The organism is Streptomyces sp. NPDC058534 (assembly GCF_042717365.1).
In the GTDB taxonomy this organism is placed as follows: Bacteria; Actinomycetota; Actinomycetes; order Streptomycetales; family Streptomycetaceae; genus Streptomyces.
Window position 1 is genome coordinate 58,084 of sequence record NZ_JBHXNW010000015.1, and the last position, 11,380, is coordinate 69,463.

General features: G+C 72.2%; 11 protein-coding genes. 4 read left to right on the plus strand and 7 right to left on the minus strand.

What is annotated here, in order from left to right; genetic code table 11:
- Window positions 1–115 precede the first annotated feature (115 nt).
- Genes ehuA through ehuB form a run of 4 tightly spaced genes read right to left on the minus strand, consistent with a single transcriptional unit; the run spans window position 116 to window position 3,165 of the window.
- Window positions 116–901: an ectoine/hydroxyectoine ABC transporter ATP-binding protein EhuA gene (gene ehuA, locus ACFWR9_RS12145; protein ID WP_383839506.1), complete on the minus strand. Its 786-nt coding sequence runs from the start codon at window positions 899–901 to the stop codon at window positions 116–118.
- Entirely contained in the window at window positions 891–1,541 is a 651-nt protein-coding gene (gene ehuD, locus ACFWR9_RS12150; protein ID WP_383839509.1) for an ectoine/hydroxyectoine ABC transporter permease subunit EhuD, read from the minus strand. The genes ehuA and ehuD overlap by 11 nt, the downstream gene beginning before the upstream one ends.
- Window positions 1,538–2,239: an ectoine/hydroxyectoine ABC transporter permease subunit EhuC gene (ehuC, locus tag ACFWR9_RS12155; protein ID WP_383839512.1), complete on the minus strand. Its 702-nt coding sequence runs from the start codon at window positions 2,237–2,239 to the stop codon at window positions 1,538–1,540. The genes ehuD and ehuC overlap by 4 nt, the downstream gene beginning before the upstream one ends.
- A complete protein-coding gene (gene ehuB / locus ACFWR9_RS12160; protein ID WP_383839515.1) occupies window positions 2,236–3,165 on the minus strand; it encodes an ectoine/hydroxyectoine ABC transporter substrate-binding protein EhuB in 930 nt (309 codons plus the stop codon). The genes ehuC and ehuB overlap by 4 nt, the downstream gene beginning before the upstream one ends.
- A gap of 106 nt (window positions 3,166–3,271) precedes the next feature.
- Between ehuB and ACFWR9_RS12165 the strand changes: the two genes are divergently transcribed.
- The gene (locus tag ACFWR9_RS12165; RefSeq protein WP_383839518.1) at window positions 3,272–3,766 is read left to right on the plus strand and encodes a DUF3830 family protein; all 495 of its coding nucleotides are present in this window, start codon (window positions 3,272–3,274) and stop codon (window positions 3,764–3,766) included.
- 776 nt (window positions 3,767–4,542) lie between these two features.
- Here ACFWR9_RS12165 and ACFWR9_RS12170 read toward each other — a convergent pair.
- Together ACFWR9_RS12170 and ACFWR9_RS12175 are read right to left on the minus strand one after the other, a co-directional pair.
- Entirely contained in the window at window positions 4,543–5,928 is a 1,386-nt protein-coding gene (locus ACFWR9_RS12170; protein ID WP_383839521.1) for an amidase, read from the minus strand.
- A 23-nt stretch (window positions 5,929–5,951) separates the two neighbouring features.
- Window positions 5,952–6,899, minus strand: a complete 948-nt coding sequence (locus ACFWR9_RS12175; protein WP_383839524.1) for a D-2-hydroxyacid dehydrogenase — start codon at window positions 6,897–6,899, stop codon at window positions 5,952–5,954.
- A 188-nt stretch (window positions 6,900–7,087) separates the two neighbouring features.
- Here ACFWR9_RS12175 and ACFWR9_RS12180 point away from each other — a divergent pair, with 188 nt between their 5' ends.
- A complete protein-coding gene (locus ACFWR9_RS12180; protein ID WP_383839527.1) occupies window positions 7,088–7,933 on the plus strand; it encodes a decarboxylase in 846 nt (281 codons plus the stop codon).
- Window positions 7,930–8,661, plus strand: coding sequence for a decarboxylase (locus ACFWR9_RS12185; RefSeq protein ID WP_383839530.1), 732 nt, complete (start codon window positions 7,930–7,932; stop codon window positions 8,659–8,661). Before ACFWR9_RS12180 ends, ACFWR9_RS12185 begins: the two co-directional genes overlap by 4 nt.
- A gap of 298 nt (window positions 8,662–8,959) precedes the next feature.
- Here ACFWR9_RS12185 and ACFWR9_RS12190 read toward each other — a convergent pair whose 3' ends face one another.
- Window positions 8,960–9,913: a LysR family transcriptional regulator gene (locus tag ACFWR9_RS12190; protein ID WP_383839533.1), complete on the minus strand. Its 954-nt coding sequence runs from the start codon at window positions 9,911–9,913 to the stop codon at window positions 8,960–8,962.
- A gap of 192 nt (window positions 9,914–10,105) precedes the next feature.
- Here ACFWR9_RS12190 and ACFWR9_RS12195 point away from each other — a divergent pair, with 192 nt between their 5' ends.
- Window positions 10,106–11,260, plus strand: coding sequence for an MFS transporter (locus ACFWR9_RS12195; protein ID WP_383839536.1), 1,155 nt, complete (start codon window positions 10,106–10,108; stop codon window positions 11,258–11,260).
- Window positions 11,261–11,380: the final 120 nt, after the last annotated feature.

Below are 11,380 nucleotides of genomic sequence, written 5' to 3' on the forward strand. Positions count from 1 at the left end.
GGGGGGGTGTGCCGGGTTTTTGGGGCCCAGAGCGGGCGCGGCCGCCCCTGGGCAACAGCCCGGGGGCCGCCCCCCCCCCCCCCCCCTGGGCGGGGGGGCCCGCCGCGCCGCGCAATTACAGCACCGCGCTGAGAAACTCCCGGGTCCGGTCGTGCTCCGGCTCGCTGAAGATCTTCTCGGGCGGGCCGGCCTCTATGACCCGGCCCGAGTCGAACATCAGGACCTGGTCCGAGATGTCCCGGGCGAAGTTCATCTCGTGGGTCACGCACAGCATGGTGATGTCCGTGGTGCGGGCGATGTCCCGGAGCAGGTCGAGGACGCCCGCGACCAGCTCGGGGTCGAGCGCCGAGGTCACCTCGTCGAGGAGCAGCACCTTCGGCCGCATGGCCAGCGCCCGGGCGATCGCCACCCGCTGCTGCTGACCGCCGGAGAGCTGGGCCGGGTGGGCGTCGCACTTGTCGCCGAGGCCCACCATGTCGAGCAGCTCCTTGGCCCGCTCCACCGCCTCGTCCTTGGACAGGCCGAGCACGGTGACCGGCGCCTCGGTGATGTTGCGCAGCACCGTCATGTTCGGGAACAGGTTGAACTGCTGGAACACCATCCCGATCTGCTTGCGCGCCTCCCGCCGCTCCTTCTCGGTCGCCGGGAACAGCTTCTGCCCGTCCACGGTGATCGTGCCCTCGTCGGGCTTGAGCAGCGTCATCAGCAGCCGCAGGATCGTCGTCTTGCCCGAGCCGGACGGCCCGATCAGGGTGACGTGCTTGCCCGCGTCCACGGAGAAGTCCAGGTTGTCGAGGACGGTGTTGTCCCCGAACCGCTTGGTGACCCGCTCCAGGCGGATCAGCTCGGAGCCGCCCCGCTCGGGGCTTTTCTCGGGGTTGGGAAGAGTGTCAGTGGACAAGGCGTCGCTCCAGGGCTCGCAGGGCAAGGGAGGCCAGGTAGGAGATGATGATGAAGGCCACACCGATCACCGTCAGGGGCTCGGTGAACTGGAAGTTCTGCTGCGAGAACAGCCGTGCCTCGCCGAGCATCTCCAGCACCGTGATCGCCATCAGCAGCGGCGTGTCCTTGAGCATGGAGATCACGTAGTTGCCGAGGGCGGGCACCACGCGGCGGATCGCCTGCGGCAGGATGACCGCCGTCCACGTCCGCGCCAGCGGCAGGTTGAGCGCCGTCGCGGCCTCCCACTGGCCGACCGGCACCGCCTCGATGCCGGCCCGGTAGACCTGCATCGTGTACGTCGAGTAGTGCAGGCCGATGGCGACCACACCGGTGGTGAGCGCCGAGAAGGTGATGTTCCACTCGGGCAGCACGTAGAAGAGGAAGAACAGCTGCACCAGCAGCGGGGTGTTCCGGACGAACTCGGTGACCACCCCGACCGGCCAGGTCACCCAGCGGCTCGGCACCCGCATCAGCAGCGCCCACACCAGGCCCAGGCCGAACGAGACCAGCGAGCCGAGGACCAGGATCTGCAGGGTGACCAGCAGACCGTCCCAGAAGTGCGGCATGAAGTCGGAGACCGCGCTCCAGTCCCAGTTCACGACACACCACTTCCCTCAGGCACGCGCACCGCGGCCGCCTTCTTCTTCGGTGCCTTCCCGACGCCCGCCTTCAGCTTCTTCTCCAGGCCGCGCATCACCCGCGTGAGCAGGAACGCGATCACGAAGTAGATCAGCAGGATGTACGTGTAGATCTCCGCGCTCTCCTGGAGCGCCAGCCGCACCAGGTTGCCGCTGAACGCCAGGTCGCCCATGCCCATGATCGAGACCAGGGCGGTGCCCTTGAGCAGCTCGATCAGCAGGTTGGAGAACGGCGGGATCATCTCCGGCACGGCCTGCGGCAGCATGATCAGCTTCATCCGCTGCCAGGGCGTGAAGCTCAGCGCGATGCCGCCCTCCCGCTGCGCCGGGTCGACCGCGGCGAGCGAGCCGCGCACGATCTCGGAGCCGTACGCCCCGTAGGTCAGGCCCAGGGCCAGCGTGCCCGCCCACATCGGCACCAGCTGCCAGCCGAAGGCCGGCGGCAGCACGAAGAACACCCAGAAGATCATCACCAGCGCCGAGGTGCCGCGGAACACCTCGGTGTAGACGCCCGCCAGGAAGCGGACGACCCACAGCCGGTGGGTGCGCGCGATGCCGGCCACGAAGGAGACGGCCGTCGCCAGCAGCGTGCTGAAGAAGAGCAGCTGGATGGTGACCCAGACGCCCTGGAGTACGAGTTCCCACAGTCCCGAGGTCATCCGCCGCACAGCTCCTTCGCGGTCAGATCGGTCATCTCGTTCTCGGTGAAACCGAAGGGCTTGAGGATGCGCAGCAGTTCGCCGCTCTTCTTGAGCTTCTGCAGCTCGACGTTGAAGGCGTCCCGCAGGTTGGTCTCGTTCGGCCGGAAGGCGAAGCCACCGCCGTCGACGTGCGGCTTGCCGTCGATGATGGGCGAGAAGGCCTCGGTCGCCTCGGCCTTGCTGGACTTCTTCACCACTTCACGGACGGTCAGCGCCGTTCCCGCGAAGACGTCCACGCGCCCGGACTCGACGGCGTTGAGGCCGGCCACCTGGTCGGGGACGATCAGGATGTCGTCCTCCTTGTACCCGTGCTCCACCGCGTAGGCGATCTCGGCGTAGCCGGTGCCGGTCGCGAACTTGGCCTTCTTCTCGACGACGTCCTTGTAGTTGCGCAGCCCGAGCGGGTTGCCCTTGCGCACGATGTACGCGTCGAGCATCTGGTAGTCGGGGTCGGAGAAGATGACCTGCTGGCAGCGTTCGGGGTTGATGTACATGCCGGCCGCCACGACGTCGAACTGCTGTGACGCCAGCCCCGGGATGAGCGAGCCGAACTCCGTCGGCACCGGCTGCACCCGGTCCACTCCGAGGCGCTTGAAGATGACCTTCGCCAGCTCCGGTGCCTCGCCGGTCAGCTCACCGTTCTTGTCGATGTACCCGAAGGGGATCTCGCCCGCGATGCCGAGCCGGGCGACGCCCTGTGCCTTGAGCCGGTCGAGAAGGTCACCGCCTTCCACGTCGGACGCGGTGGCCACGCGCGAGCAGCCGGCCGCCCCCAGTGCGCCGAGCGCCGCGACCCCCGCGAGCAGCGACCGGCGTGTGGGCCCGGCTGTCCTGGACCTTTGGTCGGATATACCCCATGGCGGGGTTCTGTGTGGTGGAGCCATGGGCGCGCAGCTACCCGATGGGGGAAGGGTTATGCCGACCGTTTTCAGTCCGATACCTCGGCCCGGCGCCCTTGACCCCGGGGCCGCGGGGCACTGCCATGGAGGCATGGCTGATCGCTACATCGAAGTCTCGCTGGTCAAGCGCGGAATCACCTGCACGGCCCAACTGCTCGACGACCGGGCCCCGATCACCTGCAAGGCCGTCTGGGACGCCCTCCCCCTCGGCAGCGACGTGTATCACGCCAAATACGCGCGCAACGAGATCTACGCCCTCTTCGCGCCCTTCGCGACATCCGAGCCACCACTGGAGAATCCGACGGTAACGCCCATTCCAGGCGATCTGTGCTACTTCGCCTTCGCCGGCGCCGAATTGGGCACCAAGGCGTACGGCTACGACCGGGAGGTCCGCCCGGGCACCACCCTCGTCGACCTCGCCCTGTTCTACGAGCGCAACAACCTGCTCCTCAACGCCGACGTCGGCTGGGTCCCCGGCACCGTCTGGGGCCAGATCGTCGAGGGCCTGCCCGCGATGGCCGAAGCCTGCAACGACCTGTGGCGCACGGGAGCGGCGGGGGAGACCCTCGGCTTCCGCCGGGCGTAGGCCTCCGGCGGTTGGGCTGGGGAGGGCGGGGGTCCGTCGCCGGGGCGCCCCGGACCCCCCCCCGGGCGCCCCCGGACCCCCGCCGGGTGCCCCGGCCCCCTCGCCTGCGGCGTGGTTCTGCCGTCGGGCGGGGGCGCCGAGGCTTCGTGGGGCGCTGCGTCGTGGCTTGGGCGGGGGGCTGTGCGGCCGTGCCGGGGCGCCCCCGCCGGGCAGGCATCGGCCCCCCACCGGGCGGGCGTCGGCCCCCGTCGGGCGGGCGTCGGCCCCCGTCGGCCGGGCGTCTCCTCCCCCGGCGGGTGGGCCTCGGTCCCCCCGCCCGGCTGGCGCCGCGCCCCGGCCCTGCTGCGTGGTCCCGCCCGTCGGGTGAGGCTGCCGTGCCTTCGTGCGGGGCGCGGCGTGGGTTCTTGTGGGACGGCTGTGCGGCCCGGGCCGGGTTCGGTTCCCTGCCCGGCCGGTGGCCTGTCCCGTGCCTGCGGCGTGGTCCTGCCGTGGGCGGGTTCCCCGCGCGCGGGTTCGTGGGGTGCCACGCGTCCGGGCCGGGCGTGGTAGCCCGGCCCGTGTGGTGTTGTGCGTCCCGGCGGGGCGTGTGGCCCGGCTCGTGCGGGTGTTACGCGTCGAGGGGGCCGGGCCCAGCTCATGCCGGCCCCGCTCATGGCGGCCCCGCTCGTGCCGGGCCCGGATCACGCCGGGCCCGGATCACGCCGGGCCCGGATCACGCCGGGCCCGGATCACGCCGGGCCCGGATCACGCCGGGCCCGGGTTACGCCCGGCCCGGATTACGTCGGGTCCGCCCCCTGCAGCGCGTGTGCCGCGCGTAGGACCAGGTCGTCTCGGTGGCGGGCGGCGACCAGTTGGATGCCGACGGGGAGGCCGTCCCCGTCGGTGCCCGCCGGGACCGACGCCGCCGGCTGCTGGGTGAGGTTGAAGGGGTAGGTGAAGGGCGTCCACCCCGTCCACCGCCGGTGTCCCGAGCCCTTCGGCACCTCGGCGCCCGCCTCGAACGCCGTGATCGGCAGCGTCGGCGTGACCAGCAGGTCGTACTCCTCGTGGAAGCGGCCCATCCGGCGGCCCAGCTCCATCCGGACGTCCACCGCGGCCAGGTAATCCAGCGCCGAGTACCTGGCGCCCGCCCCGACGATCTCCCGCAGCCCCGGGTCGAGCAGCTCCCGCTGCCCCGCCCGCAGATGCTGCACCACGCGTGCCGCCCCGCTGAACCACAGCGTGTGGAAGGCCTCCACCGGGTCCGTGAAGTCGGGGTCCACCTCCGCGACGTACGCGCCCAGGTCCACCAGCCGCTGCACCGCCCGCCGGACCGCCGTCGCCACCGCCGGGCGTACCGCCACCTGCCCGCCGAGCGAGGGCGAGTACGCCACCCGCAGCCCCCGCACCCCGCCGGCCAGCGCCTCGGTGTACGACCCGGGGGCCGGCCCCAGCGCCGACCAGTCCCGGGCGTCGGGCGTGCCGATGACGTCAAGGAGCAGCGCCGCGTCCGCCGCGTCCCGGGTGATCGGGCCGACGTGCGCGAGGGTGCCGAACGCGCTCGCCGGGTACAGCGGCACCCGCCCGTACGTCGGTTTCAGGCCGAATACGCCGCAGAAGGACGCCGGGATCCGCACGCTCCCGCCGCCGTCCGTGCCGAGCGCCAGCGGCCCCGCCCCGAGCGCCACGGCCGCCGCCGCGCCCCCGCTGGAGCCGCCCGCGGTACGGGCCGGGTCGTGCGGGTTGCGGGTGATGCCGGACAGCGGCGAGTCCGTCACGCCCTTCCAGCCGTACTCGGGCGTGGTCGTCTTGCCGAGGAACACCGCGCCGTGCTCGCGCAGCCGGGCGACGGAGGGCGCGTCCTCGTCCCAGGGGCCGTCCGGCGAGACGGCCAGGGAGCCGCGCAGGGTGGGCTGACCGCGCGTCAGCAGGATGTCCTTCACCGTGACCGGCACCCCGTCCAGGCGCCCGCACGGCTCCCCGCGCCGCCACCGCTCCTCCGCCCGCCGGGCCCGGTCGAGCGCCTCCTCGCCGGTCAGCCGGACGAAGGCGTTCACCTCCGGCTGGATCTGTTCGGCCCGGTCCAGGGCCGCCCGGGTCACCTCGACGGGGCTGAAGACACCCTTGCGATAACCGTCGACCAGCTGTACAGCGGTCAGCTCGGTGAGGTCGAGGTCCGTCATGCACCCTCCCGCTTCCTGGGACGTCAGTGTCCGGGCACGTATCCGCGCTTCTTGTCGACCACGTTCGCCAGCGGCCGGCCCGCCGCCCAGCTCTCGAACAAATCCACGAACTGTGCGCCCAGTTCGTCCCGCCAGCCGACCGTGTCCCCGCTCATGTGCGGGGAGATGATCAGATCGGGGACCCGCCACAGCGGACTCTCCGGCGCGAGCGGCTCCCGGCTCAGCACGTCCAGCGCGGCACCCGCGATCCAACGCCTGGTCAGCGCCTCGGCCAGGTCGTCCGCCACGACCAGCTGACCCCGCCCCACGTTCACGAACCGGGCGGAGGGCTGCATCATCCCGAACCGCCGGGCGTCGAACATGCCGCGCGTGTCGTCGGTGAGCGGCGCCGCGGCGATCACCCAGTCGGCGCGGGCCAGCAGCCGGTCCAGCTCGCCGGGCCCGTGGACACCGGTGCGAGCGGTGCGGCCGACCAGCGCGGTGGTGATGCCGAGCGCCTTGAGCGTCTGCGCGATCGCCCGCCCGATCGGCCCGGAACCGACCACACAGGCGCGAGTTCCGGCCACCCGCATCGACTCGCGGTGCCGCCAGGTCCGCTCACCTTGCAGCCGCAGTGTCGTCGGCAGGTCCTTCGCCATCGCCAGGACGAGCGCGGCGACGTACTCTGCGATCGGCTGGTCGAAGACGCCGCGCGCGTTGGTCACCACCGTCTCGGAATCGGCCAGCTCCGGACACATCAGATGGTCCACCCCGGCGCTCGCCGTGTGCACCCAGCGCGGCCGCGGGCCGTCGCCGGGCCACGCCTCGCGCACCGCGTGCGAGGTGAAGTCCCACACGAGCAGCACGTCGGCGTCCGGCAGCCGCTCGGCGAGGGACTTCGCGTCGGTGTGCTCGATCCGGGCCCGGCCGGTCAGCCGGCCCAGCCGGGGGAGGGGTTCGGCGTCCAGGACGAGGAGCGTGGGCGTGGTCATCGGCAGGCCTGTCTCCGGTACGGGGAACGGGGTGCGGTTCAGGTGTTGACGCGGAAGTTAACCGGCTGTTGACCTGGGAGTGACGCGGGCGGATTGACCACGCTCGCACCAGAACCTACCTTCGTCAACACGGCCGTGCGTAACGGTGCGTTGCCCTCTCCTTCCTCAGTGTGAGGCCGGTGCGTGCCATGGACATCTCCTTTCTCGGCGGACCAGCTCCGCAACGCGGGGTCGGCGTGGTCGCCCCGTTCGACTTCGCACTCGATCGCGAGCTGTGGCGATGGGTGCCCGACGAGGTCTCGCTGCACATGACGCGGACCCCTTTCGTACCCGTCGAGGTCAGTCTGGACCTCGCGCGGATGGTCAGCGAGCACGAAACCCTCGGCGAGGCGGTGCGCACCCTCAACGCCATCGCCCCCGAGGTCATCGCCTACGCCTGCACCTCGGGCAGTTTCGTCGGCGGCGTCGCCGGCGAACGGGCGATGTGCGAGGCGATGACCTGGGCGGGCGCCGTCCCGTCCGTGACCACCTCCGGCGCGTTGCTGGACGCGCTGGCCGAGTTGGGCGTGCGCCGGCTCGCGCTGGTGACGCCCTACACCGTGTCGGTCACCCGGTCGCTGGAGGCGTACATCGCCGAGGCCGGAGTGACGGTCACCGGCTGCGCCTTCATGGGGCTGACCCGGCACATCTGGAAGGTGCCGTACCGCGACGTGGCCGACATGGCGCGCCAGGCGGTACCGGGCGAGGGCACGGCGGACGCCCTCTTCATCTCCTGCACGAACCTCCCCACCTACGACGTCATCCCGCAGCTGGAGGCCGAGCTGCGGATCCCGGTGATCTCGGCCAACCAAGTGACGATGTGGGCGGCGCTGCGCCGACTGGGTACCCGTGCCGTGGGGCCGTATCAGGCGCTGACCGATCCGTCGGCGCGCACCGGCCCCGCGGTGCCGGGACCGACCGGCCCCGCAGTGGCGGACATCCCGGGCGTCACGGACGGCCCGGACACCGAACAGCAGCAGGAAGGGTGGACATGACAGCACTGGGATTCCTGTACCCGGGCCACTCCGGCGAGGACGACTATCCACGCATCGAGCAGCTGCTGGGCAGCGACATCCGGGTGGACCTGGTGCACACGGACATCGGCGAGGACGCCCACCGGGTGGACGCGCTGCTGGAGATGGGCTCGCCGCGGCGGCTCGCGGCCGGCGTCGAGGAGCTGCGGCTGGCCGGCGCCGACGCCGTGGTGTGGGCCTGCACCAGCGGCAGCTTCGTGCACGGCTGGGCGGGCGCGCAGGAACAGGTGCGCGGCCTGGCCCAGGCGGCGGGTCTGCCGGCCTCGTCCACCTCCTTCGCCTTCGTGCACGCGGTGCGGGAGGTCGGGGCGCGGCGGGTCGCGATCGGCGCGACCTATCCGCAGGACGTGGCACAGCTCTTCGCGGAGTTCCTCGGGGCCGCCGGCATCGAGGTGGTCGACGTGGTCGGGTCGGGCATCATCACGGCCGCGGAGGTCGGCACCTGGACCGAGGCGGAGGTGCTGGCGCTGGCCCGTGCCGCCGACCGCCCGGAGGCGGAGGCGGTGCTCCTGCCGGACACCGCCCTGCACACGGCGGCGCACATCCCGGCCCTGGAGAAGGACCTGGGCAAGCCGGTCCTGACGGCGAACCAGGTCACCATCTGGGAGGGCCTGCGCCTGGCGGACCGCCGGGTCAACGCTCCGGAACTGGGCGCGCTCTTCACCCGGGAGCCGGTGGTGCAGGCCTGAGCAGCGGAGTCGGGTACAGGCGTTCGGGGCGCGCCGACGCGGTGCGCCCCCGGCCGCAGAACGTGCCTGGTCGGCGCCCCTGACGCGGTCCGAGAAGCCGTCGGCACCCTCCCGCCGGCACCATACGGTGAGCGGGCGGTGTCCGCGGGCGCCACGATTGCGTCGACGCGCCGACGCGCCGGTGTGGGGCGTGACCGCCGACGAGCTGGCGTGGGACATCGCAGGCCAGCCCGGCCTGCGATCTCGCCGGGAGAGGCCGCCCCGGTCGGGGTCGTGCCCGCCCGCCCCGGCCGTCGCCTCAGAGGCCCAGCCTGGACAGGTCGCCGGCCACCGCGTCCGCGAAGGCGCGGACCCGGGCGTACTCGCGGTCGCCGTGCCAGACCAGGCCGAGCGCGGACTCGGGCAGCCCGGTCACCGGAACGTAGACCACGTCCCGGCGGTGGTGGTACTGGGTGGTCGGGTGGCAGAGCAGCATCACCCCCCGGTTCGCGGCGACCAGGGACAGGCCCTCCTGGAGGGTGCCGACGGCCGGGCCCTGCGGCACGGGCGCGCCGGCCGGGGTGCGGGTGGGCGCCTGAACCTCGCGCCAGTAGTCCGGTGCCGGTGCGGCCACCCCCACGAGCGGCGCGCCGGCCAGCTCCTCGGCGTCCAGGACGGTCCGGTCGGCGAACGGATGCCGGTGGGAGGCGGCCAGGTACTGCGGCTGGCGGGAGAAGACGGGCCCGAGCACCAGTGCCGGTTCCCGGACCGGCAGCAGGACAACGGCGGTGTCCACCTCGTCCCGGTGCAACGCCCCGAAGGGGTCGGAGAGCGGCAGCTCGGTGATCCGGGTCTCGCAGCCCGGAAACCGGTCCTCGAACTCCCTGACCACGTCCATGAATCCGTACCCCGCCACACCCTGGAACCCGATGCGCAGGGGGCCGCTGCCGCCGAGCGCCGACGCGCGTGCGTCGTCGACGGTGGCGCGCAGGGCGGCGTAGGCGGGGCGCAGGGCGCTGAGGAAGTCCTCGCCGAGAGAGGTCAGCCGCACCCGCCGACTCGTACGGTCCACCAGGCGGGCGCCGATCCGCTGCTCCAGGGCGCGAATGAGCTGACTGACCCGGCCCTGGGAGACGTACAGCCGCTCCCCCGTCCGTCCGAAGTGCAGTTCCTCCGCGAGGACCAGGAAGCACTCCAGCTCACGGATCTCCAAGGTACCCGTCGGTGTGGGCTTGCGCTCTCCGGCCCCTGGCCCGGTGATGGTCATGGTCATGCCTCCAGTGCGGCGGGCGCCGCTCGTCCGCCGGTACGTGCTTCGTTCGATTAGCCCACCTCATGGAAGCATGAGAACTTCGCGCTTGTTCCGCGTTGGGCGGCCGAGTTGGCTTGAGGCATGGCGAAAATTGACGACCTGTCCGCGACGGCGCCCCCGCCGAGGGGGTCAGAGAAACGAGGATGGCCCGCGGTGGTGGCCGTGGCGGCCGGCACGTTCACCGTGGTCACGTCCGAGATGCTGCCGGTGGGCCTGCTCACTCCGATCAGTGGTTCCCTGGACGTGAGCGAGGGTACGGCTGGGCTGACGCTGACCGTCACCGGTCTGGTCGGCGCGTTCTCCGCACCGCTGGTCACCTCGGCGGTGGGACGGATCGACCGGCGTCTGGTGCTCTGTTCCCTGCTGCTGCTGCTGGCGGCGGCCAACGTGCTGGCCGCCTGGGCACCGAACTTCGCGGTCATGATGGTCGCCCGTGTCCTGATCGGTGTCGGCATGGGCGGCGTCTGGTCGCTCGCGGGCGGTCTCGGGGTCCGGCTGGTTCAGGCCAAGTCCATAGGACCGGCGACTTCCATGATCTTCAGCGGTATCGCCGTCGCCTCGGTGGCAGGGGTGCCGGCCGGTGCGTACATCGGTGAACTCGCGGGTTGGCGCGAGGCGTTCCTCGCGGTCGCCGGGCTGGCCGTGCTCGTGACCGTCGCCATGGCCGTCCTGCTGCCACCGCTGCCCGCCGAGGAGGCGGTGGCGCTCGGCGGTGTGATGCGGTTGTTCGGCAACCCGCGGGTGGTCAGCGGTCTCGCCGTGGTGGCCCTTCTGGTGACCGGCCACTTCGCCGCGTACACGTATGTCCGGCCGGTGCTGGAGGACGTTTCCGGCGTGCAGGACTCGATGATCGGCACCCTGCTGCTGGTGTACGGAATCGCGGGCATCGCGGGCAACTTCGCGGTCGGTGCCCGGGTGGGGCGGCGCCCGGTGCGGGGCATCCTGCTGGTGATCAGCCTGACGCTGGCGGTCTCGGTACTGCTGATCCCGCTGCTCGGGTTGTCCGCGGCCGGGGCTGCCGTGCTGCTGGTGGTGTGGGGCCTGGCGTACGGCGGCGTGTCGGTGAGCACCCAGACCTGGCTTGCGTTGGCGGCCCCCGACGCACGGGAGGGCGTGACCTCCCTCTTCGTGGGGGCGTTCAACGGGGCCATCGCCCTGGGCGCCTTCGCGGGCGGGCTGGTGGTGGACGGCTTCGGCACCCGGTCGGTGCTGTGGCTGAGCGGCGCGCTGGCCCTGGGAGCCCTCCTGGTCACCGCCCTCGGGCGAGTCCCCTCGACTGCCGCGGTTCCTGCGGCCGCTCGGGACTGAACAGAGCAGCCGGGCGGCCGCCCAGGCCCGCCGGCCCCCGGGGGGGGGGGGGCGCCCCCCCCCGCGCCCCCACCACCACCAAACCCCCGCCGAACCAGCCCCGGGTTTATGAGTTTTTTT